Source organism: Caulobacter sp. GW821-FHT11A05 (genome assembly GCF_058809015.1).
This window is the reverse complement of the sequence record NZ_JBXASF010000026.1, coordinates 16,596-38,482: the sequence shown is the minus strand read 5'-3', so window position 1 is coordinate 38,482 and position 21,887 is coordinate 16,596. Positions and strand designations below refer to the sequence as shown.

Below are 21,887 nucleotides of genomic sequence, written 5' to 3'. Positions count from 1 at the left end.
GAGCGTTCTGTGCAGCTGACGATAGACCCGGCTCTCGACCCCGCCGTCCTGGCGAAGGTCTTCCGGCGCCTTGGTCGGCTGCACATCCCGGGCTTCTTCGCCGGCGACGGGGCCGACCGGGTGGCCAAGGCCCTGGCCGGCCCAGAGGTGCCCTGGATCAAGACCTGGCGCACGACGGGCCCCAGCTTGGACGGCTCCCTGGCCCAGTTCGAGGGCATGGACGCCGCCAACCGCGCCGCCTTCGACGCCGAGATGAAGACGGCCGCCCAGCGCGGCTTCTGCTTCCAGTTCGACGCCTGGCGGGTCGGCGAGGAGCTGGACGTCGGCATCCGGCGCGGCGGCGATCTTGCCCCCATCGAGGCGGTGCACGCCTTCGTCAACAGTCCGCAGTTCCTCGGCTTCGTCGAGACCCTGACCGGCGACAGCCGCGGGACCTTCGCCGACACCATGGCCAGCCGCTACCGCCCCGGCGACTTCCTCTCGGCCCATGACGACCACGTCAGCGGCAAGAATCGTCTGTTCGCCTACGTTCTCAACTTCACCCCGGTCTGGCGGGCCGACTGGGGCGGTGTGCTGAGCTTCCTCGACGAGGACGGCCATGTCGCCGAGGGCTACACCCCCAGCTTCAACGCCCTCAACATCTTCGCCATCCCCAGCGCCCACGCCGTCTCCTACGTCGCCCCCTATGCCGGAGCCCACCGCCACGCGGTCACCGGCTGGGTGCGGTGCTGATGCCGGAGGAACTTCCTCCGCTTGGCGCCGCGGACCGGGCCCGCGCCGCCTACCGGGGCCTGACGCCCAACCTGCAGGGGGCCCTGTGGATGCTGGCCTCGGCGGTCGGCTTCACGGCCATGACCAGCCTGATCAAGGTCCTGGGCTCCGACTACCCGGCCGCCCTGCAGACCTTCTACCGCTCGGCCGCGGGCCTCGTGATCCTGCTGCCGATGATCCTCAAGGACGTGAAGGGGACCTTCCGCACCACCCGGCTGGGCATCCTGCTGTTCCGCTCGGCCGCCGGCACGGTGGCCATGATCCTCAGCTTCTACGCCTTCCAGAAGCTGCCGCTCGCTGAAGCCAACGCCCTCAGCTTCACCCGCACGCTATGGCTCGTCCCCCTGGCCTTCTTCATCCTGCGCGAAAGCCTGGGCGTCTGGCGGATCGGCGCCGCCCTGGTCGGTTTCGCCGGCGTCTGCGTCATGCTGGCCCCCGGCTTCGCCAGCGGCGGCCACGGCTTCGGGCTTGCCCAATTCGCCGCCCTGGCCTCGGCCGGGCTGTTCGCCATGACCATCACCGGCATGAAGGTGATGACCCGCGACCACAGCCCCTTCACCCTGCTGGTCTATGCGGCCGTGCTGGGCGTCGCCTTCTCCATCCCGCCGGCCCTGTTCGTCTGGGCCTGGCCGAGCTGGCCCGATTTCCTGCTGCTCTGCCTGATGGGCATCCTCGGGACCCTGACCCAGGCCTGCTACATCAAGGGCATGCAGATCGGCGACGCCGCCGCCATGGCCCCGATCGACTACACCCGCCTGGTGTTCACCGCCTTCGTCGGCTTCGTGGTCTTCGCCGAGGTCCCGACCTGGACCACCTTGCTGGGCGCCGCCATCGTCGTCGCCTCGACCCTGGTCATCACCTGGCGCGAACAACAGGCCGGCAAGCTGGCCCGCGAGAGGGCCGAGCGCGAGATCGACCCGCCGGCCAGCTAATTTCCCTCAAAAGACGTATTGACTAAAAAACCCGCTTAGAACGAACTGTCGCCCGACCCTGCGGGAGGACGACATGACCACGACCGGCTTCGACCAATCCAGCTATCCGGGCGATTCCTGGATGCAATGGCTGCGCTCGGGCAGTCCGATCGCCGTGACCGGCTTCTACCTGGCCCCGGCCCCCTACCATTCGGACACCAGCTGGATGCCGACCCGGGCCAGTCTGGCGGCGGCCGGCTGGGGCTTCCTGCCGGTCTTTGTCGGCCTGCAGGACGGCGCCTCGTCCCTGAGCGCCTCGCGCGGGACCACCGACGGCCAGTCGGCGGCCAGCCTGATGCGCAACGCCGGCTTCGCCTCGGACTCGACGGTCTTCCTCGACATCGAGACAGGTGGGCCGATCTCCGCGCCGTTCGAGGCCTACATCGACGCCTGGGTCGCGGCCGTGCAGGCGGCGGGCTTCACCCCCGGCATCTACTGCTCGCACATCCTGATCAGCTGGGCCCAGCCGAAGGTGAGCCAGATCTGGAGCTTCCACATCCCGGACGCCGGCGGCCAGACCTTCGATCCGGCCAACCTGCCGGCCGGCTCCATCGACCCCGGCGCGGTGGCCACCCAATACCGCCAGAACGTCTACCTGGAGGGCTACGCCCACGCCGCCGTCGACCTCAACATCTGCAACGCGGCCGATCCTTCAGCGCCCTAGGGCGCTGCGGCGTCTATCGAAGCGGCGACCATTATACCGCGGCTCGCCCGACCCACAAAAAAGGCGGTGTTCCTCGAAAACCGGCGAAAGCGGGCCGAACCCCTTGTCCTGTTGGCTTTGGCGTGGGTTCGCTGCCTGGGAATGTCGCCTTGCGCGTGGGTCCGGCGTAGGTCGATTGGCGGGGTTTGCAGGTCGAAAGCGCTGCGCGGCGACCTACGCCGCCGGCCGAGCCTCTGGTCATGCCTCGGCAGAGGCCCTCAGAGCCGATGAATATGTCTAGACATATTGCCGGAAGGCCCGGCGGGCGGGCGTTTCAGAGCCGCGAGGTGATCCACAGGGAGAGGAATCGCTCGGCGAACAGCAGCTGGGCGCCGAAGTAGAGGAACCAGACGGCCCAGGCGGTCAGGCGGGTTGAGCCGAAGACCTTGAAGCCCTTGAACATGTCGGCGGCGAGGATGGCGTCGGAGGCCATGAACAGCAGGGCGGCCACGGCCAGATGCGCCCCCTGCTGCGAAACCGTCAGGCTGGCGACGACCATGGCGCCGATCACCACGGCGTAGGCCACGACCGGCCAGCGCATGTCGCCGAGCGCCGGCCACAGCCAGCGCAGCATCCACAGGACGGCGGCGACCACGAAGCCGGCGACGATCCAGCCGGGCACACCGAGCGTCGGCTCGCCCCAGGGGGCGGGGACCGGCATCAGGAACATGGCCACATAGGCGACGTGGCCGAGCAGGAAGGCGACCAGCCCCGGCAGCAGCCAGCGCTTCGGGTCCCCGGCCAGGAAGCCATCGCCGATGGCGCAGAGGGTCAGGCCGACGGCCGCCGCCCCGCCGATCCAGCGGGTGCTCTTCAGGAAGGCGGCGAAGCGGGGGTCGGCGGCGTCCTGGGTCAGGCTGGCGTCGCCGAGCCACATGTAGAGGCCGAACAGGGCCAGGGCCCCGACGGCCATCACCTTGACGATGGTCCGCACCGCCGACGGCGGCCGTCCCGCCAGGACGAAACCGTAGGCCAGCCCGGCCGCCAGGGAGACGAGGAGCGCGAGTGTGCCGCCGTTGAAGACCATGCCCCTGCTCCAGCCCCGATAGGGGGAGGAGAGGGCGACGGGGCGCCGACGTCAAGGATTTGAGTGTTCAGCCGCCGTCCGGATTGAGGAACCTGCGCGCCGCCTCGCGGTGCCTGGCCTTCACATTCTTCCCCACCACGGCCAGCAAGGCCGCGATCACCGCCGCGTCGTCGGTGAAGCCGACGCCGGCCAGGACGTCGGGGATGACGTCGGTGGGCAGGACGAAATAGGCCAGGGCGGCCATCATCAGGCCCTTGGCGGCCAGCGGGGTCTCCGGGTCGCGGGCGCACCACCAGACGCTCAGCACGTCGTCGAGGAAGGGGACCCTGGCGGCGACCCGGCGGACCTTGGGCCAGAAGCCCTCGCGCACCCGCACCTCGTTGACGCGCAGGGTCTCGGGGACCAGCGCCTTCGATGGATCAAGAATCTCGCCCGGCTTGACGTCGGGTGACGGCTTGGCTTTCGCGCTCACGGGGCTAAACCCTCTTTTCGAAACAGCATTCAACACGATCTCGATGGGAGACGTCCATGAAACTCGATAGTTCCATTTCCGCCGTTGTCACCGGCGGCGCCTCCGGCCTCGGCGAAGCCACGGTGCGCGCCCTGGTCGCCCAGGGTGTGAAAGTGGCCATCTTCGACCTCGATCGCCAGTCGGACCGCGGCGCGGCCCTGGAGAAGGAACTGGGGGTGACCTTCTGCGCCGTCAACGTCACCAGCGACGCCGAGGTCGACGCCGGCTTCGAAAAGGCCCGCGCCGCCAACGGCCAGGAGCGGATCCTGGTCAACTGCGCCGGCACCGGCAACGCCGCCAAGACCGCCAGCCGCGACAAGACCACCGGCGAGATCAAGCACTTCCCGCTGGCCCACTTCGACATGATCATCCAGATCAACCTGATCGGCACCTTCCGCTGCATCGCCAAGTCGGCGGCCGGCATGCTGACCCTGGAGCCGCTGGAAGACGGCGAGCGCGGCGCCATCGTCAACACCGCCAGCGTCGCGGCCGAGGACGGCCAGATGGGCCAGGCGGCCTATTCGGCCTCCAAGGGCGGCGTCGTCGGCATGACCCTGCCGATCGCCCGCGACCTGATGAGCGAGGGCATCCGCGTCAACACCATCCTGCCGGGCATCTTCAACACCCCGCTGATGAACGCCGCCCCGGAAGCGGTGAAGGCCGCCCTGGCGGCCTCGGTGCCCTTCCCCAAGCGCCTCGGCCATGCCGAGGAGTACGCCCAGCTGGCGCTGCAGATGATCACCAATGGCTACTTCAACGGCGAGGACGTCCGTTTGGACGGGGCCATCCGGATGGCCCCGCGGTAACCCACCCTCCGTCATCCCGGAAGGCCGCGAAGCGGGCTATCCGGGACCCAGGGGGTGCGTGATCTCGCTATCAAACGCGGCTTTGCGGCCGGGCGCTGCGGCCCCTAGGTCCCGGATAAGCGCTGCGCGCTTTCCGGGATGACGGCCGTGGGGGGATCAGTTCCGGACGTCTTCCGGCCGCACGATGCCCGGCCCGAGGTTGGCGACCACTTCGCGGGCGTTGAAGCTCTCGGCGGCCGGCGAGGGCGAGGCGCCTCGGTACATGACGATCTCGGCGTTGGCCTCGAACCGGGTGACGGTCCGCATATCCATCTCGTCGGCCCAGAAGCGGTTGCTGTACCAGGGATCCCAGGCGCGCCAGCCATAGCGGGGCCCGAAGTAGCGCCAGCTGGGCCGCCAGTAGCCGTAGCCGAAGCGGCCGCCGGGAGGCGGGTCGTAGTAGGTGCGGCTGTCGCGGTTGACCTCGCGGCCGGCCATGACGAAGCCGTCGTAGCCCTCGGCCAGGGTCAGCTCGGCGGCGCGGTACAGCAGGTAGCGCTCGACGGTGTCGCGGGAGGTCAGGCTGTTGCCCGAGAAGCTGACCTTGAAGCGGTTGCTGGTGATGCGCTGGTCGGTGTAGCCGCCGGAGACGGAACTGCCCCGGACGTTGGGCTGGTATGGCGTGGCGGTGGCGCAGGCTGCGAGGCCGCTCAATCCCAGCAACGTTGCAATCGCTGCGGCCTTAGCGAATGTCATCCCGGGTCTCCTAATCCTTGCGGTTCTCATGACCGACGGCGTCCCCGAAGGTAACGCCATCAGATCGTCCCGAGTTGCGCAACTACCCTTCAAAGGGGCGCAACGCTGAGTAGAAATTGCATCGACATTCTGATAACGTCGTTCTTAATGGTCGCATCTTTGCAGATTGGGGGCGAAAGTGAACCAAGTACCGAAAAATTCGGCCCGGAAAGTGGCCAGAAGCGTCATTTGCGCCGCAGCCGCTTCAGTTTTCGCGTTCACGGCGACGGCCGCCTTGGCCCAGGCGTCAGTAAATTGCCAAGTTGCAATAAATCAGCTCCAGCAATATGTCGGACAAGTAAACCAGATCGCAAATAACGAGTACTACTACGGAATTCCACAGCGTTGTGGAATGAATGGATACTGTCAACAGTCTTTTCTTCAGCAGCTCAATTACTGGTATATGGGCCAAGCCAACATGGTAAACGGCTGGTATGGACAGATAGTTCAGGCTTGCTCGTCCTCTGGTGGTTCAGCCGGGGGGGTTGATGTCCAGCGAGGTGGGGGAGGACAGCCACCGGAGATGGATGAAGAGGATATTGAGGACATCGAAATCGACGACGAGGATCAGACTGTACGGATCAAAATACCGACCACGCCCAAGGGCTTCAGGCCGAGGTAATCCGGTGAACTGTTCATGTCACACACGCCGGGGCCTTATCCTCGGAGCCGCTGCCGGGCTGGCGATTTCCGGCGAAGCGTCCGCGAAATCGGCTCGACCCTTCTGCGAGTATAGTCTGAACCACGGATGGAGCGACACACCGCACGACTACGTGGCTCGCCGCGCCCGAAGAAACAATGACCCTTCGGGTATTCCTCAAGTTGTTGGCCAGATTATGTCTAGCCTCTCCTTCGCGGTTGACTTTGATATCTACATCACCAAGCAAGAAAACAATGCATCCGCTACAGTGGCGGGTGGCCGCAAGGCGCTGCTTATCGACGTGGAGTTTTTGGAGACTCTAAACCGTCAAACTGGGACCCAGTGGGCCGCCATTCAGGTGATCGCCCACGAAGTCGGGCACCATATTGCCGGCTTTTCGTCAGACAGTCATCAGAGCGAGTTCAATGCTGACTACTGGAGCGGCCAGGCATTGCGGCGACTGGGAGCCGCCAAGGAGTCCGCTACGGCTGCCATTCTGACGGTGGGCACCGACTACCCGACCCGCTCGCACCCCGACAAGCGCTCAAGAGCTAAAATAATCAGTCGCGGTTGGGATGATGCAGCTCGGGGGTCGGTAGATTACAGTTTTTGCATAAGTTGTCGCCCAAGCGGCTGACTAACCTCGTATCAAGATCATCGCCGCCGCGCCGATCAGCAGGCCGCCGACCAGGAAACGGAACAGGCGGCGGAAGCTCGGCCGGGTCATGAACACCGCCAGGGCCGCGCCGCCGAGGCCGTACGCAGTCATGGTGATCATGTCCATGCCGAGGGTGGCGGCGGCGAACAGGCTCATCTGCGCCGGCATCGGCCGGGCGACATCGACGAAGGGCGGCAGGACGGCGGTGAAGAACAGCAGGGCCTTGGGGTTGGACAGCTGCACGGCGAAGCCGTCGCGGAAGGCCGAGCGCTCCAGGTGGGTCGCCGGCGTCTCGGCGTCCGGATCGTTGCGGACCCCCGAGAGGATGGAGGACAGGCCCAGCCAGGCGACATAGGCCGCCCCCGCCCAGGTCAGGACCTGGAAGACCCGGGGGAAGGCGGCGAGCAGGGCGCTGAGGCCCAGGGCCGCGCCGACGAACCAGACCAGGGTGGCGCAGCTCATCCCCGCCACGCCGCGGATCACGGCCGCGCGACCCCGGTGCATGCCGGTGGCGATGGCGAACAGGTTGGCCGGCCCCGGGGTGATCGCCATCACCGCCATGACACCCAGGAAGGCGAGGTATTTCTGCGGATCGACGGGCAGCTGCATGCCGCCGCTGCTTGAAGCGGTTGGCCGTCGGGGTCAATGATGGCAGGGTATGGAAACCGGTGTCATTGATTGACGGAGTATTCCGATGAACCTGCTCGCGCCCCTGATCGCCGTCCTGCTGGCCGCCGCGCCGGCCGCCGTCCCCCCTGCCGTGATCGTCCGCGAGGCCGATGTGGCGCGGGAGGAGGTCCCGCCGCACAAGGGGGTGGGGATGAGCACCGCCTACCGGATGTCGGACGCCGCGCCGGGCCGCAATTTCGAGTTCCGTAAGCGCACCCTGCATCCGGGCGCCTCGATCGGCCTGCATGTGCTGGGGCACGACGAGGTCTACTATGTGATCTCGGGCGCCGGCGTGGTGACCTCCGACGGCAAGGACGCGGTCGTCGAGGCGGGAACGGCGGCCTATCTCTACGAGGGCGCCGACGTCGGCATCCGCCAGACGGGCGCCGAACCCCTGGTGCTGATCATCGCCTATCCCCTGAAGGCGCGGGTCGCGGTTCCCAAACCCTAGAGGCGCACCCCCCGAGCGGCAGGGCTATCGCATATGAAAACAGGTGGCCAAGATTGGGCCAGCCGCCGTGAGAGGTCCCTTCTCCCCTTGCGGGAGAAGGTGGCCCGAAGGGCCGGATGAGGGGTCGATAGGTCTTTCAGCTGCGCAGAGGCGGTGGCGACAGGCTGTGTCGGAGGCCGGGGGGCCCCCTCATCCGTCGGCTTCGCCGACACCTTCTCCCGCGAGGGGAGAAGGGAGCCCAGAGGCGAACTCACAAGCATTCCATCGCAGCCCTATGCGATTGCCCTGCGTAGACGGGGAGAGATGAGAGGCGTCTACAGCCCCAACCTTCTCGCCCGACCCGCGATGGTCAGCGCCAACCGCTCTGCGATCAGCCTGTCGGGGCTGCCGGTCTGTTTGCAGGCCTTGTCGGCGGCGAGGATCTCCGGCTGCAGGGCGTCGATGTGGGCCAGGGTCCAGGCCCGGGCCTGGCGCAGGAATTCCTTCTCCTGCTTCCAGAAGACACCACTGGCCTTGGCCGCCTCGGGCAGGCCGGCTCCGCTGGAGACCAGGGTCAGGGTGCGGCGCAGCTTGGCCAGGTGCATGCCCATGGCCCGCACGGCCGGCGGTCCGGCCTCGCCCTCGGCGGCGGCCCGGGCCAGGCCGGCCTGGGCGGCGCCCAGCCGGCCGCCGAAGGCGTCATTGGCGGCCTCGAACAGCGAGGCCTCGGGCTCGACGCCGAGGAATTCCTCCAGCTCCACGGCCCCGACCTGCCGGCCGCTGCCGGGGCCGATCCACAGGATCAGCCGCTCGATCTCCTGGCGGGCGACGCCGCGCTCCTTGGGCATGCGTGAAGCGAAGAGGTCCAGCGCCGCCGAATCGAGGCTGACCTTGTCGGCGGCCAAGGCCTCGCGGGCCATGCGGGCGACATCGCCCTGTTCGTCCTCGTAGCAGGGGATGGCGGCGGCGGCGGGCGCCTTCTCAGCCGCCTTGCGCAGGGCCGAGTCGCGGCCCAGGGCGCCGGCCTCGACGATCAGGAAGGCGTCGGGGTTGAGCCGGCCCTCGGCATGGGCGGTCAGGGCCTCGGCGCAGGTCTTGTCCGGCGCGGCCCGCTCGCCGGTCAGCCGTACGCGGATCAGCCGCCGGCCGCCCATCATCGAGAGGGCGGTGAGCTCCTCCTCCAGCTTGCCGGCCTGGTCGAGGTCGGTCTCGGTCAGCATGGCGACGTTGAAGGGGTCGGTGAGGTCGGGGGTGATGCGTTTGGCCAGCCCGTCGGCCCGCTCGCGCACACCGCCGCGGTCTTTGCCGTAGAGGAGGACCGCGCGGATGGTGTCCGGCGGGCCCTTGAGGATGCGGTCGACGTCGGGGCGTTTGGAGACGATCATTGCTGCCCCTTCTACCCTGTCATCCTCCGGCCGCGAAGCGATCCGGGGGACCCATTTTTCCGCGTGACAATAGCCGGGAGTCTTTCCAGAGCCGCCTTGGGTCCCCCGGTCGCCCTGCGGGCGCCGGAGGATGACAGCGTTGAGGTAAGCTCACCCGTTCCGCTTCAGCATCCACACGGCCAGATCCATCTGGATCTTGCGGGCCAGTTCGTCGGCGACCTTCTGTTCCGCGTCCTGCTGGGCGGCGATGGCGGCGTAGGGCTGTTCGGCGCGGTCGAAGGTGACCTCGGCCTGGCTGATCCCTTGCGTCGCCGTGGAGCCGTCGGCGCGGGAGACCAGCTTCCAGTTGGCGGTGACCACATATTCGTAGCGGCTGGCCACCCCGTCGGTGCGGCGGCCGCGCGGGATGCGGCTTTCCTTGAGGGTCAGCTCCAGGCGCCATTCGGCGGGCCGGGAATCGCGGGCCAGGGCGTCGTCGAGCGATTCGCGCAGCAGGGCGCCTGTGCGGCCTTCCGGGGCGATGGTCTCGACCGCCGACAGCCCCGGCGAGACGCCGGGCGCCGCATAGAGGGGCGTGAAGCCGCAACCGCCCAGCGGAAGGCTGAGCAGTCCAAGCACGGCGAGCAGAACGGGTGTGCGCATCAGTTGGCCACGATGTTGATGATGCGGTCCTGGACCACGATCACCTTGCGAACGGTGAGGCCGGCAAGGTGGACCGAAACGGCGGCGTCCGCCAGCGCCAGGGCTTCGACGGCCTTGGAATCGGCGCCCTTGGCGACCACGAGCTCGCCGCGCCGCTTGCCGTTGATCTGCACCGGCAGGGTGACCTCGCTGTCGGCGGCCAGGGCGGCGTCGGCTTTCGGCCATTCGGCGTTCACCACCATGCCGTCCTTGCCCAGCTTCTCCCAGCAGGCCTCGGCCAGGTGGGGGGTGAAGGGGTTTATCAGCCGGGCCAGCACCTCCAGGGCCTCCTGGCGGGCGGCGAGGACGGCGGCGGTGGCCCCGGCGGCCGGGTGGGCTTTGAGGATGTTCAGGAACTCGTACAGCTTGGCGACGCCACTGTTGAACCGGAAGCGCTCGATGGAGTCGCCGACCGGGCCGATCAGCTTGTGGGTGGCGCGGCGCAAAGTCAGGGCGGCCGCGTCGCTGTCGTCGAAGGCCAGGGCCGTGCTTGCCGGCTGGTTCTCGAACTCGGCCCAGACCCGGTGCACGAAGCGGCCGGCGCCCTCGACGCCGGCGTTGGTCCATTCGACGTCGCGTTCCGGCGGGCTGTCGCTCATCACGAACAGGCGGGCGGCGTCGACGCCGTAGGTGTCGAAGATTTCCTCGGGGGCGACGACGTTCTTCTTGGACTTCGACATCTTCTCGATGTCGCCGATGGCCAGCGGCTCGCCGGTCGCCTTGACCTTGGCGATCCGCACTCCGGCCTCGGTGGTGAAGTCGACGCAGGCCGGCTCGACGAAGGCGCCCTCGGCCGTCTTGTAGGTCTCGTGGGTGACCATGCCTTGGGTGAACAGGCCGGCGAAGGGTTCGGCCACGCTCAGCATGCCCTCGTCCTTCAGGGCACGGGTGATGAAACGGGCGTACAGCAGGTGCAGCACGGCGTGTTCGACGCCGCCGATGTACTGGTCGACGGCCAGCCACTTGTCGGCGGCGGCCTTGTCGATGGGCGTGGCGGCGTGCGGATTGGCGAAGCGGGCGAAGTACCAGCTGGAGTCCACGAAGGTGTCCAGGGTGTCGGTCTCGCGCTGCGCATCGGCGCCGCAGGACGGACATTTGACGTTCTTCCAGGTCGGATGGCGCAGCAGCGGGTTGCCGGGAACGTCGAAGCTGACGTCCTCGGGCAGGACCACCGGCAGCTGGTCGTCGGGCACCGGGACCGGGCCGCAGGACTGGCAGTGGATGATCGGGATCGGACAGCCCCAGTAGCGCTGGCGGGAAACCCCCCAGTCGCGCAGGCGATAGACGACGGCGCCCTTGCCCTGGTCCTGGGCCTCGACGCGGGCCACGGCGGCGGCCTTGGCCTGTTCCACCGTCATGCCGTCCATGAAGTCGGAGTTGAAGATCTTGCCGGGACCGACATAGGCCTCCGAGGCGACCTCGAAGCTGGCCGGATCGGCGTCGCCTGGCAGCACCACCGGCTTGACCGGCAGGTCATACTTGCGGGCGAAGTCCAGGTCGCGCTGGTCATGGGCCGGGCAGCCGAAGATCGCTCCTGTTCCATAATCCATCAGCACGAAGTTGGCGATCCAGACCGGCAGCTTCCAGTCGGGGTCGAAGGGGTGGACGACCGACAGGCCGGTATCCAGGCCCAGCTTCTCAGCCCCCTCGATCTCGGCCTCGCTGGTCCCGCCGGCGCGGCACAGCTTGATGAAGTCGGCGACCTTGGGATCGGCGGCCAGCTGTTCGGCCAGCGGGTGATCGGGGGCGATAGCAAGGAAGCTGGCCCCGTACAGGGTGTCGGGGCGGGTGGTGTAGACCTCCAGGCCGTCCTCGAAACCTTCAGGCGCACCGTCGAATTTCCAGGTCATCCGCAGGCCCTGGCTGCGGCCGATCCAGTTCTCCTGCATGATCCGGACCTTCTCAGGCCAGCGGTCCAGGGTCTGCAAACCGTCGATCAGGTCGTCGGCATAGTCGGTGATGCGCAGGAACCACTGGGTCAGCTTTCGCTTCTCGACGATGGCGTCGGAGCGCCAGCCGCGGCCGTCGATGACCTGCTCGTTGGCCAGCACGGTCATGTCGACCGGATCCCAGTTGACCGTCGCCTCGCGGCGATAGACCAGGCCGCGCTGCAGCAGCTTCAGGAACCACCTTTGTTGCTGTCCGTAATATTCCGGGTCGCAGGTGGCGAATTCGCGCGACCAGTCGATGCTGGTGCCCAGAATCTTGAACGGTTCGCGCATCGCCGCGATGTTGTCGTAGGTCCAGCCCTTGGGATGGACGCCGCGCTCCATGGCCGCGTTCTCGGCCGGCATGCCGAACGCGTCCCAGCCCATCGGGTGCAGCACCGCATGGCCCTGGGCCCGCTTGTAGCGCGCCACCACGTCGCCCATCGTGTAGTTGCGCACATGGCCCATGTGCATCCGCCCCGACGGGTAGGGGAACATCTCGAGGATGTAGTACTTCGGGCGCGGATCGTCGTCCGCCGTGCGGAACACATCGGCGTCGGCCCAGGCTTTACGCCACCGGGGCTCGGTTTCCTTGGGGTTATAGCGTGCCATGCGCGGTTCTTAGGGCGACGCCCGCGCGGCAACAAGAGGTGCGGCGCAGGAGCGCGCCGCACTCCCTTTCCTATTCTTCGCCGAGGTTCGCGAGCCGCAGCTTGCGGGCCCGGTCGAGGATGGCGTTTTCCATGTCGGCTTCGGTCTGGGCCGCCGTCGGGGCGTCGACCCAGGTCCCACCGCTGTTGACCTGCTTGAAGACACTGACGTTCAGGGCGTCGGCGCGCAGGCGGGTGTCGAGGATGTAGACGGTGACCTTGAAGCGCTCGTTGGGGGTCGCCGCGTCGGTGTACCAGTCGGTGATGATCACGCCGCCGTAGGGGTCGGCCGAAGCCAGGGGCATGAACTTGATGACGTCGGTGGCGGCGCGCCACAGATAGCCGTTGACGCCGATTTCCGTGCCCTTCGACGCCTTCTTGCCGCCGATGCCCAGGAAGCCGCCGTTGCCGTCCTTGACGGTCTTGGGACCGCCGGAGCCGCAGGCCGCCAAAGCGCCCGCCAACATCACAATCGCGCCCAACCTGAACGCCCCGCGCGCAAACCGCATGCTATCTTGCTCCAAATCCGACTGCGCCCCCGCAAACGGAGATATTCTGTTCGGTGCGTCTACATCATGGCAAGACAAGGTCCAACGGGGAATCTCGTGACCTTCCCGCCACAGGCGAGGTGGGAATCGATCCTTGGTCTGTGCTTGCCGTTGACCCAAAGTCGCCGTGATCGCTTATATGATGCGGAATGAGCTGACGGCCCGGCCCCCGGGCGATATAGAGGTCGGCGCGGGGCGGAAGGTCTTAAAAGGCGATTATGAGCAAGGCGCGTTACATTGCGGCGGCGACTGCGCTGGTCCTGATTGGATCGGCCGGGATGGCGCATGCGCAGAACGTGACCAAGCCGAAGCCGGCTGAGGACTTCCGGGTTCGTGGCGATTTCAACCTTCAGGACAGCCGTCTCGGCCCCGGCCGCGCCGATCGCAGCGTTCAGTTCGACGCCAAGACCGGCAAGTGGGGCGTCAAGCTGGGCCTGGGTTCTCCGGTCGGCCGCGAAGCCGACGCCAAGGACCTGGAAGCCGGCGCCTACTTCAAGGTGACCCCGTCGCTCCGCGTCGGCGGCGCGGTCGGTCTCGCGTCCGAACGCGACAACCCTGTTCGCCGCAACGGCGAAAAGGACGAGGCGCCCCGCGTGCGCCTGGAAACGACCTTCAAGTTCTAGGACGGTCGTGTCGCCAGTTGGCGACGATTATTCTCCACAGTCTCCACCACCCACCGTCGTCATCCCAAGACTTGTTCTTGGGACCCACGGTTCAGCCGCCGCTAGCCCTGAGGCTGGAGGCGCGGCCGCGCCTCCAATGCGCTGATCGTCGACACACCTGCCGTGGGCCCCAAGAACAAGTCTTGGGGTGACGGTGGATGGGTTAGGGCAGGAGCCCACCCTTAAAACCTACGGCCACGCCGCCAGCAGCGCCCGCAGCGCCGCCGCCGTGGCCAGGGGCTGGTCGATCATCACGTGATGATCCGCGTCCGGAATCGCGAACTTGACGATGTCGTCGGGCAGTTCGCGCAGCATGAAGTCCATCGTCTCGGGGAACATCAGCTTCGACCGCTCGCCCCAGACCATGGCCAGCGGGCATTTCACTTGGGCAAGCAGGGCGCCCAGCGGCGGCATGGTGAAATTGTGCCAGAGCTCGGGGTCGAACTTCCAGGTCCAGCCCACACCAGACCCGTCCGGCATCGGCGCCTGGCGCAGGGCCCGGCGGGCGATCCAGTCGGCGACATAGTCGTTCTCGCAGGTCTGCGGCGGCGCCAGGCGGAAGCGGGCCAGGGCGCTGGGCAGGTCGGGGTAGACCTTATTGACGCCGTTGCGACGCGGCGGGCCGTTCCACTGCCGCTCGGGCGGATGGATGGTCGAGTCCAGCATCACCACCCCGCGCAGGCGCTCGGCGTGGTGGACGGCGCAGTAGAGGGCCGGGAAGCCGCCGAAGCTGTGGCCGACCACCCGGGCCTTGCCGCCGTCGGCCTCCAGCTGGGCCGCCTCGATGGCCCCCAGGATCTCGGCGGCGAAGATGTCGGCGTCGTACCTGGGCCGCCAGTCGCTGTCGCCCATGCCCGACCAGCTGATCGCCGCGACGCGGAAATCACTGCTGAGCAACGGGGCGATGAAGCTCCACCAGTCGGCATGGGCCCCGTTGCCGTGCAGCAGCAGAACGCCGGGCTTGCCGACCTCGCCCCAGGTCAGGAGCTCGATGGCCGCGCCTTGAACGTCGTAGGTCGAGCGCTCCGGCGCCTGGGCGATGGCGGCGTCGAACCAGGCCGGGGCCGGCGGCTTTTCACCGTGATAGGGGGCGAGGGGCGGCGGAACATCCGGCCAGATGGGGTGGCCGTCAGCCATGCAGCACCTCGGTCTCCTTGGCTTCGATGAAGGCTTTTTCGCCCGGCCGCGGCGGGCGCGGGCCGATGGTCTTGAACACCCCGACGCCGGTCATGATCAGCCTCTCGCCCGACCAGATGCGGCCGCGCACGGTGAAGACGTCGTCCTCTTCCGCGACCATCTCGGCCTGGCCCTCGATCCAGTCGCCCAGCTTGCCGCCGGACAGGAAATCGCAGGTCAGCCGCACCGTCACCCAGTAGTGGCTCTTGGCCACCGAGATCACCCGGCCCCAGGCCATGTCGGCGAAGCTCATCAGCATGCCGCCGTGGCAGTTGGCCATGCCGTTGGTGTGGTGCTCCTCGACCCGAAAGGCCAGGGTGGCGCCGGCCGCGTCATGCTTCTCGTACAGCGGCCCGATCTGGCGGCCGAAGCCCCGGGTCCAGTTGAGAATCCGGTAGCCATCGGGGATGTCGGCCGTCTGGGCTTCGGTGAGATCGTCGGACATGAGGGAAGTCTAACGTTTGTTTGAACGGGGGTGAAGCGCGATCCGTTGTCCTTGACGCCACGTCATCATTGCGCCGGGCGCCGATAAGGCTCCAACCTCCGCCTCAACGAGACGTCGGGGGAATGCGCGTGAGTTCTGCGGAAACGGTGGTCCCGGCCTTCAAGCCGCCCTACCACGTCAAGTTCGCCTATGGCCTCGGCCAGACGGTGCAGAGCGGCGGGTTCGATGTCGCCCTGCCCTTCACCTTCTTCTACTACACCCAGGTCCTCGGCCTCTCCGGGGTGCTGACGGGCATCGCTGTGGGCCTCAGCCTCTGCCTCGACGCCATCATGGACCCGCTGGTCGGCTCGATCTCCGACAACATCCGCTCGCGGTTCGGGCGGCGGCTGCCGCTGATGGTGCTCAGCATCCCATTGGTGGCGCTGGGCTTCGGCCTGATCTTCTCGCCGCCGAAGGACCTGGGCGAACCGCTGCTGTTCGCCTGGCTGCTGGGGGCCTCGCTGATTGCCCGCGGCGCCACCTCGCTGTTCAACGTGCCCTATGTCGCCCTCGGGGCCGAACTGTCGGATGGCTATCTGGAGCGGTCGCGGGTCGTGGTTTGGCGGACCATGATCGGCCTGGTGTCGGCGGTGGTCGTCATCTTCCTGGCCTACAGCGTCTATCTGACGCCGCCGGAAGGCCTGTTCAAGCTGGCCGCCTATCCGGCCCTTGGCTGGTCGGTGGCGGGGCTGCTGACGGTCTGCATGCTTCTGTGCTGCGCCGGGGCCGGCCGTTATGCCATGGGCCTGCCGCAACCGGAGACGACCGAGCGGTCGATGATCAGCCGCCTGCCCGGCGAGGTGGCGGAGATCTTCTCCAACCGCTCGTTCCGGATCCTGTTCCTCTCCTGCCTGCTGATCATGGTGGCCATCGGGGTCAACGGCACCACAGGGGCGCACCACAACACCTTTGTCTGGAAGATCGACACCGACCAGATCCAGCGCCTGACCTTCGTGCTGCTGATCGGCACGGTGGTCGGCGTGGCTTCGGCCTCGGCCCTGGCGCGCTGGTTCGAGAAGCGGTCGGTGGTGGTGATCGGCGTCACCATGCTGAACCTGGTCTGGCTGGTCGCGCCGCTGCTGTGGATCAGCGGCCTTTACCGGCCGTCGGGCGCGGCCGCCATTCCGCCTCTGCTGGCGATGATGGTGGTGGCCGGCGTCGGCATCGGCCTGGTGCTGGTCGCCTTCCCGGCGATGATGGCCGACGCCGCCGACGAGCACGAACTGCGCTTCGGCCATCGGCGCGAGGGGCTGTATTTCTCCGGCATCACCTTCGCGGCCAAGGCGGCCAGCGGGGTCGGGGTGCTGCTGGCCGGTATCGGCCTGGACCTGATGGGCATGCCGCCCAAGGCCGACCCGCTGGTGGCCATCGACCCGGACGCCCTGATCCGGCTGGTGCTGGTGCACGGTCCGCTGGCGGCGGTGATCTCCTGTGTCGGGGTCGCCCTGATCTGGCCCTACGCCATCACACGCAAGGTCCACGACGAGATTTCAATGCAGCTGCGCGGTCACTAAAGGTCGCGCCGCTCCAGCCGGGCCAGCAGGATCGCCAGCCGGTCGGCGTCCTTCTGCACCTCTTCGCGCCTGGGCCCGTGCAGGTCCGAGCGCGCCGTCGGCGGGCTGACCCGCACATCGACCAGATTCTCCATCTCGTTGGGGTCGGCGACCAGGTCGTACATCTCCCATTCCTGCGGGTGTTTGCCGGAGGGGTCGAAATAGCGGGCCAGCTTGTGAGTGTTGGTGCGCACGCAGCGGACGTTGTTGGGCTGCTTGATCGAGCCGGGGGTCAGGTGCACCGGCCCCTTGCCGCCGGCGCCGGTACGGACCGATTCGACCACCGCCTGGAAGACGGCGAACTCCTCGTAAGAGTGCTTCTCCTGGGCCGTGCGCGACGGCGGCAGGGGGGCGGTGATCTCGTCGTCGGTGATGAAGAGGACGCCTTCGCGCACCCCGCCGTCGGGCTCGATGATCGCATCGTCGACCGGGCCGCCAGCGACGGCCTGTTCCAGCAGCCTCGACAGGTCGACGCCGGGCAGGGGCGGGACCGGACGGCTGAGGGCCAGGTCGGCGCTGATCTTGTGGCGGCGGTGTTCATGCACCCCGGCCAGGCCCAGCACGGTGGGCAGGATGTCGATGTGGCTGGTCAGGGCGTCGCACTGCACCGGGTCGGAGACCCCCTGGTGGTCCTTCTTCGCCTCGGTGTCGGCCCCCGGGACGATCGGGAAGCGGACGATCATCGGCACATGCAGCGCCTCGGCGTAGGCGGTGTGCCACTTCTCCAGCATCATGCCGTGGGCGGCGGCGTACTCGCCGTGGTCGGCCAGGAAGATGACGATGGTGTTGTCGGCCTGGCCCGACTCCTCCAGCGCGGTCAGCACCGCGTCGATGTGGCGGTCGACCACCGAATGCAGCCAGGCATAGAGCTGGATGAACTGCGCGGCGCCCTTCTGCGGATCGTCGGCCAGCTGCAGGGGAATGCTGCTCTTCAGGGCGAAGGCGACGGCTGCTTCCTCGGCGTTGGTTCCGGGCAGCTTCGGGAAGGCGCCGGTCACGCCGCTGACGATGTTGAAGCCGCCCTTGGCGGCCAGGGCCAGGCCGACCTTGTAGGCCGCCTCATGCTGGCAGCTGGGCTTGCTCGACAGGTCCTCGTTCTGGCTCGGCGAGGGCCGGGCGCAGTCCTGCGGGAAATCGAGCGGGTTGAGCGGCACCTGCAGGGTCCCGGCCACCGGCGGCGGCGTCTTGTCGCCCTGGTTCGGCACCGTCAGCGGGCCGAACACCCCTTGCGTCCCCGAGCGGTTGTCGGGGTCGGGCAGGGCCTGGCCGATGACGCCGGGATAGGTGGCGATGTCGTGCGGGTTGGTGAAGGAGACCACCGCCAGCCAGGGCGGGATGTCGTCGACGTCCGGCCCGCTGGTCGACGGGTCATTGACCGACATCGAGGCGTAGGCCCGGTTGTAATTGCTGGCCAGGCCCTGGCGGCGCAGGAAGGTGCAGGCGCTGTCGGTGAAGCCGACGTCGCGGTAGACGCCCAGGTTGTTGGCCTGGGCCCCGTGCGGCTCGGGATAGGACTCCTCCCAGTTGTCGAAACCGTAGCGTTTGAGGCTGTGCTCGGGCGGGTTGGAGACGTGCCACTTGCCGAAATAGTGGGTGCTGTAGCCTGCCTCGCGCATCCAGGTCCCGAGGGTGGGGATGCCGCCGGCCTCGAGCCAGGGGAAGTTGGAGGAGTCGCCGTTCTTGAACAGGCCGTCGGTCTGGGTGACGCCGGTGCGGGTGCCGTACTGGCCGGTGTAGATCACCGTCCGGCTGGGGGTGCAGGCGCTGGCGGCGATGGTGTGGTTGCGCAGGTTGACGGCGTTCTCGCGCAGGCGAAGCAGGCCGGGGAAGAACTTCTTGTAGGGATTGGCGTGCGGGTGGCTCAGCGGCTGGAAGCCGAGGATCTCCTTCAGCGGCTGGTCGAAGCCGTGGTCGGGTCCGTAGGAGAACCGGGGGAACCGGTACTGGTCGCAGGTGATCAACAGGATGTTGGGGCGCCCCTTCTTAGCCAGGTCGCCCCCGTGGTCGCTCGTCGACATCAGCCCCTCCATCACAGGATGGGCGCAAATTCGCGTAGCATTGTTCAAAAAGCAACTTAAAGATGAATATGGTTCGTCGGGCCGCAGTCAGGCGCGGCGGGCCATCAGCAGACAGACGCCCCAGTCGCTGTCGACAGGTCCGCCATAGCGGACGAAGCCGGCCTTTTCGTAGGCGCGGATGGCGCGGGCATTGTCGGGATGGGGATCGGTGACCACCACCGGCGCGCCATCGGCAATGAGCCGGTCGCAGAACTGGCGCACGAAGGCCGGGCCGTGGCCCTGGTTCAGCAGCTCCGCCTCGCCAATGTACTGGTCGACGCCGCGGGTTCCGGGCGGTTGACCCTCGAAGTGGTGGCCGGGCCAGGCGTGCGGGTCGTAGGCCTGGATGTAGCCGATCGGGCGGCCGTCCAGATGCACCAGGAAGGGCCAGGTATGGGCGTCGGCCAGCGCTTCCTCGGCCTCCTCCGGACCGCTGTCGTCCTCCCACCACTCACGCACGTGCGGCGCGGCCAGCCAGCGGGCCAGCAGCGGCAGGTCGCCCTTCGTCAGCGGCGTGAAACTGTAGGCCATGGCTCCTCAGACGGTTTCCACCGTCAGTGAGCCGTTGGTGTAGACGCAGATGTCGGCGGCGATGGCCATGGCCTTGCGGGCGATGGCCTCGGCGTCCTGGTCGCTGTCGAGCAGGGCCCGGGCGGCGGCCAGGGCGTAGCCTCCGCCGGAGCCGATGGCGGCCACGCCCTGGTCGGGCTCCAGCACGTCCCCGACGCCGGTGACGGTGTAGATGCTGGTCTTGTCGGCGACGATCAGCATGGCCTCCAGCCGGCGCAGATAACGGTCGGTGCGCCAGTCCTTGGCGAGGTCGACGCAGGCCCGGGCCAGCTGGTCGGGATACTGCTCCAGCTTGGCTTCGAGGCGCTCCAGCAGGGTGAAGGCGTCGGCGGTAGCCCCGGCGAAGCCGGCGATGACCTTGCCGCCGGCCAGCTTGCGGACCTTCTTCGCCGAGCCCTTGACCACGGTCGCGCCCATCGACACCTGACCGTCGCCGGCGATGACGGTCTTGCCGTCCTTGGCGACCGCGAGGATGGTGGTGCCGTGCCAGTCGGGGAAGCTGTTGCTGTGTTGCATGGCTCCGATGTGGCCATGGGCGGAAGTGAGGTCAAGGTGGCGTTCAGCGAGGGCGAGGTCGAACGGTACGCCCGCCATCTGGTGCTGCGCGAGGTCGGCGGGCCGGGACAACAGAAGCTCAAGGCCGCGCGGGTGCTGATCGTCGGGGCCGGCGGCCTGGGCGCCCCGGCCGCCCTCTACCTGGCGGCGGCGGGGGTGGGGCGTCTCACCTTGAGCGACGACGATACGGTCAGCCTGTCCAACCTGCAGCGCCAGGTGCTGTTCGCCACCGAGGATGTCGGAAGGGCCAAGACGGCGGCGGCCGCCGAGCATCTGGCGGCGCTCAATCCGCATGTGGCGGTCCTGGCGGCCCCGGCGGTGACGGCGGCCAATGTCGCCGGCCTGATCGCCGGCCATGACCTGGTGCTCGACGGCACCGACAATTTCGAGACCCGGCTGCTGGTCAGCGACGCCTGCCTGGCGGCGCAGGTTCCGCTGGTCAGCGGGGCCATCGGCCGCTGGACCGGGCAGGTGGGGGTGTTCGCGGGCCAGCCCTGCTACCGCTGCCTGGTGCCGGAGGTCCCGCCGGACGCCGAGACCTGCGTCGCGGTCGGGGTGGTCGGAGCCCTGGCCGGGGTCATCGGCGCGATGATGGCGCTTGAGGCGGTCAAGCTGCTCACCGGGGCCGGCGAGGCCCTGACCGGCCGGTTGCTGATCTACGACGGCCTGGCCGGCGAGAGCCGCACGGTGCGGGTCGGCGCCGACCCGGCCTGCCCCGCCTGTTCCGGCAAGGTGGGGTCGCGATAAGACAAGCTTTATCGGCCCGGAACGCCTATATCCAAAGGGCTGAGGGTTGCGGCGCGCCGCGCCAATCCCCCGGCCCTGAAAGGACGTCATGTCCAGCAATCCCCCCAAGCCCCGCCATTTCCTCGCCGACAGCCGCTCGAGCGGCGCCGTGCGGGTTCCCAGGCCCGCCAATGGCTCGGGTCTCAGCGATCCGCGCTCGACGCGCGGTCCGAAGTGAACGGTTTCCTGCGCTATCTCAACTCGGTGGGCGAAGGCAGCGTCGGCAACGCCGAGATCCGGGCCGAGGCCTGGGCGCTCGGCGGCCGTCACCGGGGCGAGGTGCTGGAAGGCGCCCGCACCGAACTGGCCGCCGGCGGCAACAGCCCGCACCGCACGGCCCTCCTGAAGGCGGTGGTCCGCAACCAGCTGGCCCAGGCCGCCAAGGCGCCATGAGCGAGGAGCTGGCCCGCCTGCAGCGTGAGAACGCCTACCTGAAGAGCCGCGTCGCCCAGCTGGAGGGCGATGTCACCGACCTTGGCGCCGAGGCCAACCGCCTGCGCCAGATCCTCGACACCACCATGGCCCGCCGGGCTGCGGCCCGTCCCAATCCCCTGTCCGGAGGCCAATGATGGCGTTGAGTGAGGGGCTGCTGATCGCCCTGCGTAACCTGGCCCTGAAGCGGGCCGGCAAGCCGGTCGACTTCATCAACATCGCCGACGCCCGGGCCCTGACCGAACTGGGCCTGGCCGCCCGCAGCCGCGAAGGCTGGGAGATCACCGGGGCCGGCGAAGAGGCGTTGGCGGCGGCCGATTCCGCCGGCGACTGACCGGTTTACCCGCCTGTGGAAGCCGCCGGAGCGCGTTCCGATAAGTGGGGCCCGGTTATCGGAGCAAACGCGCGACAACGAAGAGGCTAGAGCAAGCGATTTGATTCCATCAAATCGCGCCCTGCT

27 protein-coding genes are annotated in these 21,887 nt (G+C 68.0%); 14 read left to right on the top strand and 13 right to left on the bottom strand.

All coding sequences use genetic code 11. The features are described 5' to 3' along the window. The first annotated feature begins 9 nt into the window (after nt 1–9). From AC1RSK_RS23610 to AC1RSK_RS23600, 3 genes are all read left to right on the top strand, one after another. On the top strand, nt 10–732 hold the full coding sequence (locus AC1RSK_RS23610) for a 2OG-Fe(II) oxygenase (RefSeq protein ID WP_492910140.1): 723 nt from the start codon (nt 10–12) through the stop codon (nt 730–732). Continuing rightward, a complete protein-coding gene (locus AC1RSK_RS23605; RefSeq protein WP_492910139.1) occupies nt 732–1,703 on the top strand; it encodes a DMT family transporter in 972 nt (323 codons plus the stop codon). The genes AC1RSK_RS23610 and AC1RSK_RS23605 overlap by 1 nt, the downstream gene beginning before the upstream one ends. A gap of 73 nt (nt 1,704–1,776) precedes the next feature. Beyond that, nucleotides 1,777–2,406 (top strand): glycoside hydrolase domain-containing protein, encoded by a 630-nt coding sequence (locus tag AC1RSK_RS23600; RefSeq protein ID WP_492910138.1) that lies wholly within the window; start codon nt 1,777–1,779, stop codon nt 2,404–2,406. Nucleotides 2,407–2,719: 313 nt separating this feature from the next. Here the strand turns inward: AC1RSK_RS23600 and AC1RSK_RS23595 are convergent, their stop codons facing one another. Next, a complete protein-coding gene (locus AC1RSK_RS23595; protein WP_492910137.1) occupies nt 2,720–3,472 on the bottom strand; it encodes a lysoplasmalogenase in 753 nt (250 codons plus the stop codon). Nucleotides 3,473–3,539: 67 nt separating this feature from the next. Then, a complete protein-coding gene (locus tag AC1RSK_RS23590; RefSeq protein ID WP_492910136.1) occupies nt 3,540–3,944 on the bottom strand; it encodes a YkvA family protein in 405 nt (134 codons plus the stop codon). A gap of 56 nt (nt 3,945–4,000) precedes the next feature. Between AC1RSK_RS23590 and AC1RSK_RS23585 the strand changes: the two genes are divergently transcribed. Beyond that, nucleotides 4,001–4,789 carry an SDR family NAD(P)-dependent oxidoreductase gene (locus AC1RSK_RS23585; protein ID WP_492910135.1) on the top strand — a complete coding sequence of 263 codons (789 nt, stop codon included), beginning with the start codon at nt 4,001–4,003 and terminating at the stop codon, nt 4,787–4,789. 156 nt (nt 4,790–4,945) lie between these two features. On the opposite strand, the gene AC1RSK_RS23580 is transcribed toward AC1RSK_RS23585, so the two are convergent. Beyond that, nucleotides 4,946–5,524, bottom strand: a complete 579-nt coding sequence (locus AC1RSK_RS23580; protein WP_492910134.1) for a CC0125/CC1285 family lipoprotein — start codon at nt 5,522–5,524, stop codon at nt 4,946–4,948. A 178-nt stretch (nt 5,525–5,702) separates the two neighbouring features. Between AC1RSK_RS23580 and AC1RSK_RS23575 the strand changes: the two genes are divergently transcribed. Both AC1RSK_RS23575 and AC1RSK_RS23570 read left to right on the top strand, forming a co-directional pair. Then, a complete protein-coding gene (locus tag AC1RSK_RS23575) occupies nt 5,703–6,185 on the top strand; it encodes a hypothetical protein (RefSeq protein WP_492910133.1) in 483 nt (160 codons plus the stop codon). Between the two features lie 151 nt (nt 6,186–6,336). Then, complete coding sequence (locus AC1RSK_RS23570; protein ID WP_492910132.1) at nt 6,337–6,840, top strand: M48 family metalloprotease; 504 nt, start codon at nt 6,337–6,339, stop codon at nt 6,838–6,840. On the opposite strand, the gene AC1RSK_RS23565 is transcribed toward AC1RSK_RS23570, so the two are convergent. After that, the gene (locus AC1RSK_RS23565) at nt 6,841–7,470 is read right to left on the bottom strand and encodes a LysE family translocator (protein WP_492910131.1); all 630 of its coding nucleotides are present in this window, start codon (nt 7,468–7,470) and stop codon (nt 6,841–6,843) included. Nucleotides 7,471–7,555: 85 nt separating this feature from the next. Between AC1RSK_RS23565 and AC1RSK_RS23560 the strand changes: the two genes are divergently transcribed. Next, nucleotides 7,556–7,981 carry a cupin domain-containing protein gene (locus AC1RSK_RS23560; protein ID WP_492910130.1) on the top strand — a complete coding sequence of 142 codons (426 nt, stop codon included), beginning with the start codon at nt 7,556–7,558 and terminating at the stop codon, nt 7,979–7,981. Between the two features lie 314 nt (nt 7,982–8,295). Here the strand turns inward: AC1RSK_RS23560 and holA are convergent, their stop codons facing one another. The 4 genes from holA to AC1RSK_RS23540 all read right to left on the bottom strand — a co-directional run bounded on the left by holA (nt 8,296) and on the right by AC1RSK_RS23540 (nt 13,071). Next, on the bottom strand, nt 8,296–9,345 hold the full coding sequence (gene holA / locus AC1RSK_RS23555; RefSeq protein WP_492910129.1) for a DNA polymerase III subunit delta: 1,050 nt from the start codon (nt 9,343–9,345) through the stop codon (nt 8,296–8,298). Nucleotides 9,346–9,495: 150 nt separating this feature from the next. Continuing rightward, nucleotides 9,496–9,987 carry an LPS assembly lipoprotein LptE gene (lptE, locus tag AC1RSK_RS23550; RefSeq protein WP_492910128.1) on the bottom strand — a complete coding sequence of 164 codons (492 nt, stop codon included), beginning with the start codon at nt 9,985–9,987 and terminating at the stop codon, nt 9,496–9,498. Continuing rightward, nucleotides 9,987–12,566 (bottom strand): leucine--tRNA ligase, encoded by a 2,580-nt coding sequence (leuS, locus tag AC1RSK_RS23545; protein WP_492910127.1) that lies wholly within the window; start codon nt 12,564–12,566, stop codon nt 9,987–9,989. The genes lptE and leuS overlap by 1 nt, the downstream gene beginning before the upstream one ends. Nucleotides 12,567–12,636: 70 nt before the next feature. After that, a complete protein-coding gene (locus AC1RSK_RS23540; protein ID WP_492910126.1) occupies nt 12,637–13,071 on the bottom strand; it encodes a DUF3576 domain-containing protein in 435 nt (144 codons plus the stop codon). A 299-nt stretch (nt 13,072–13,370) separates the two neighbouring features. On the opposite strand from AC1RSK_RS23540, the gene AC1RSK_RS23535 reads away from it, so the two are divergent. Further along, entirely contained in the window at nt 13,371–13,775 is a 405-nt protein-coding gene (locus AC1RSK_RS23535; protein ID WP_492910125.1) for an NtrZ family periplasmic regulatory protein, read from the top strand. 228 nt (nt 13,776–14,003) lie between these two features. Here the strand turns inward: AC1RSK_RS23535 and AC1RSK_RS23530 are convergent, their stop codons facing one another. Together AC1RSK_RS23530 and AC1RSK_RS23525 are read right to left on the bottom strand one after the other, a co-directional pair. Next, a complete protein-coding gene (locus AC1RSK_RS23530; RefSeq protein ID WP_492910124.1) occupies nt 14,004–14,951 on the bottom strand; it encodes an alpha/beta fold hydrolase in 948 nt (315 codons plus the stop codon). Further along, on the bottom strand, nt 14,944–15,435 hold the full coding sequence (locus AC1RSK_RS23525) for a PaaI family thioesterase (protein WP_492910123.1): 492 nt from the start codon (nt 15,433–15,435) through the stop codon (nt 14,944–14,946). The genes AC1RSK_RS23530 and AC1RSK_RS23525 overlap by 8 nt, the downstream gene beginning before the upstream one ends. A 128-nt stretch (nt 15,436–15,563) precedes the next feature. Between AC1RSK_RS23525 and AC1RSK_RS23520 the strand changes: the two genes are divergently transcribed. Beyond that, nucleotides 15,564–16,988, top strand: a complete 1,425-nt coding sequence (locus tag AC1RSK_RS23520; RefSeq protein ID WP_492910122.1) for an MFS transporter — start codon at nt 15,564–15,566, stop codon at nt 16,986–16,988. Here the strand turns inward: AC1RSK_RS23520 and AC1RSK_RS23515 are convergent. From AC1RSK_RS23515 to hslV, 3 genes are all read right to left on the bottom strand, one after another. After that, complete coding sequence (locus tag AC1RSK_RS23515) at nt 16,985–19,045, bottom strand: sulfatase-like hydrolase/transferase (protein ID WP_492910121.1); 2,061 nt, start codon at nt 19,043–19,045, stop codon at nt 16,985–16,987. The two genes, AC1RSK_RS23520 and AC1RSK_RS23515, sit on opposite strands and share 4 nt — an antisense overlap. Nucleotides 19,046–19,132: 87 nt before the next feature. Then, nucleotides 19,133–19,615, bottom strand: coding sequence for a GNAT family N-acetyltransferase (locus AC1RSK_RS23510; RefSeq protein ID WP_492910120.1), 483 nt, complete (start codon nt 19,613–19,615; stop codon nt 19,133–19,135). A 6-nt stretch (nt 19,616–19,621) separates the two neighbouring features. After that, nucleotides 19,622–20,170 (bottom strand): ATP-dependent protease subunit HslV, encoded by a 549-nt coding sequence (hslV, locus tag AC1RSK_RS23505; protein ID WP_492910119.1) that lies wholly within the window; start codon nt 20,168–20,170, stop codon nt 19,622–19,624. Between the two features lie 36 nt (nt 20,171–20,206). On the opposite strand from hslV, the gene AC1RSK_RS23500 reads away from it, so the two are divergent. The 5 genes from AC1RSK_RS23500 to AC1RSK_RS23480 all read left to right on the top strand — a co-directional run bounded on the left by AC1RSK_RS23500 (nt 20,207) and on the right by AC1RSK_RS23480 (nt 21,761). Beyond that, the gene (locus tag AC1RSK_RS23500; protein ID WP_492910150.1) at nt 20,207–20,956 is read left to right on the top strand and encodes a HesA/MoeB/ThiF family protein; all 750 of its coding nucleotides are present in this window, start codon (nt 20,207–20,209) and stop codon (nt 20,954–20,956) included. An 88-nt stretch (nt 20,957–21,044) separates the two neighbouring features. Beyond that, nucleotides 21,045–21,173: a hypothetical protein gene (locus AC1RSK_RS23495; protein WP_492910118.1), complete on the top strand. Its 129-nt coding sequence runs from the start codon at nt 21,045–21,047 to the stop codon at nt 21,171–21,173. After that, complete coding sequence (locus AC1RSK_RS23490; protein WP_492910117.1) at nt 21,170–21,388, top strand: hypothetical protein; 219 nt, start codon at nt 21,170–21,172, stop codon at nt 21,386–21,388. Before AC1RSK_RS23495 ends, AC1RSK_RS23490 begins: the two co-directional genes overlap by 4 nt. After that, nucleotides 21,385–21,564, top strand: a complete 180-nt coding sequence (locus AC1RSK_RS23485) for a hypothetical protein (RefSeq protein WP_492910116.1) — start codon at nt 21,385–21,387, stop codon at nt 21,562–21,564. The genes AC1RSK_RS23490 and AC1RSK_RS23485 overlap by 4 nt, the downstream gene beginning before the upstream one ends. Further along, entirely contained in the window at nt 21,564–21,761 is a 198-nt protein-coding gene (locus AC1RSK_RS23480; protein ID WP_492910115.1) for a hypothetical protein, read from the top strand. The genes AC1RSK_RS23485 and AC1RSK_RS23480 overlap by 1 nt, the downstream gene beginning before the upstream one ends. Nucleotides 21,762–21,887 lie beyond the last annotated feature (126 nt).

What these genes read in the sequence shown, in the direction of transcription:
- AC1RSK_RS23525 (WP_492910123.1), bottom strand. Translation starts at nt 15,435, where the DNA reads ATGTCCGACGATCTCACCGAAGCCCAGACGGCCGACATCCCCGATGGC.
- lptE (WP_492910128.1), bottom strand. Translation starts at nt 9,987, where the DNA reads ATGCGCACACCCGTTCTGCTCGCCGTGCTTGGACTGCTCAGCCTTCCG.
- AC1RSK_RS23535 (WP_492910125.1), top strand. Translation starts at nt 13,371, where the DNA reads ATGAGCAAGGCGCGTTACATTGCGGCGGCGACTGCGCTGGTCCTGATT.
- AC1RSK_RS23595 (WP_492910137.1), bottom strand. Translation starts at nt 3,472, where the DNA reads ATGGTCTTCAACGGCGGCACACTCGCGCTCCTCGTCTCCCTGGCGGCC.
- AC1RSK_RS23585 (WP_492910135.1), top strand. Translation starts at nt 4,001, where the DNA reads ATGAAACTCGATAGTTCCATTTCCGCCGTTGTCACCGGCGGCGCCTCC.
- AC1RSK_RS23605 (WP_492910139.1), top strand. Translation starts at nt 732, where the DNA reads ATGCCGGAGGAACTTCCTCCGCTTGGCGCCGCGGACCGGGCCCGCGCC.
- AC1RSK_RS23600 (WP_492910138.1), top strand. Translation starts at nt 1,777, where the DNA reads ATGACCACGACCGGCTTCGACCAATCCAGCTATCCGGGCGATTCCTGG.
- AC1RSK_RS23560 (WP_492910130.1), top strand. Translation starts at nt 7,556, where the DNA reads ATGAACCTGCTCGCGCCCCTGATCGCCGTCCTGCTGGCCGCCGCGCCG.
- AC1RSK_RS23510 (WP_492910120.1), bottom strand. Translation starts at nt 19,615, where the DNA reads ATGGCCTACAGTTTCACGCCGCTGACGAAGGGCGACCTGCCGCTGCTG.
- AC1RSK_RS23480 (WP_492910115.1), top strand. Translation starts at nt 21,564, where the DNA reads ATGGCGTTGAGTGAGGGGCTGCTGATCGCCCTGCGTAACCTGGCCCTG.
- AC1RSK_RS23515 (WP_492910121.1), bottom strand. Translation starts at nt 19,045, where the DNA reads ATGTCGACGAGCGACCACGGGGGCGACCTGGCTAAGAAGGGGCGCCCC.
- AC1RSK_RS23495 (WP_492910118.1), top strand. Translation starts at nt 21,045, where the DNA reads ATGTCCAGCAATCCCCCCAAGCCCCGCCATTTCCTCGCCGACAGCCGC.
- holA (WP_492910129.1), bottom strand. Translation starts at nt 9,345, where the DNA reads ATGATCGTCTCCAAACGCCCCGACGTCGACCGCATCCTCAAGGGCCCG.
- AC1RSK_RS23485 (WP_492910116.1), top strand. Translation starts at nt 21,385, where the DNA reads ATGAGCGAGGAGCTGGCCCGCCTGCAGCGTGAGAACGCCTACCTGAAG.
- AC1RSK_RS23540 (WP_492910126.1), bottom strand. Translation starts at nt 13,071, where the DNA reads ATGTTGGCGGGCGCTTTGGCGGCCTGCGGCTCCGGCGGTCCCAAGACC.
- AC1RSK_RS23565 (WP_492910131.1), bottom strand. Translation starts at nt 7,470, where the DNA reads ATGCAGCTGCCCGTCGATCCGCAGAAATACCTCGCCTTCCTGGGTGTC.
- leuS (WP_492910127.1), bottom strand. Translation starts at nt 12,566, where the DNA reads ATGGCACGCTATAACCCCAAGGAAACCGAGCCCCGGTGGCGTAAAGCC.
- AC1RSK_RS23530 (WP_492910124.1), bottom strand. Translation starts at nt 14,951, where the DNA reads ATGGCTGACGGCCACCCCATCTGGCCGGATGTTCCGCCGCCCCTCGCC.
- AC1RSK_RS23580 (WP_492910134.1), bottom strand. Translation starts at nt 5,524, where the DNA reads ATGACATTCGCTAAGGCCGCAGCGATTGCAACGTTGCTGGGATTGAGC.
- hslV (WP_492910119.1), bottom strand. Translation starts at nt 20,170, where the DNA reads ATGCAACACAGCAACAGCTTCCCCGACTGGCACGGCACCACCATCCTC.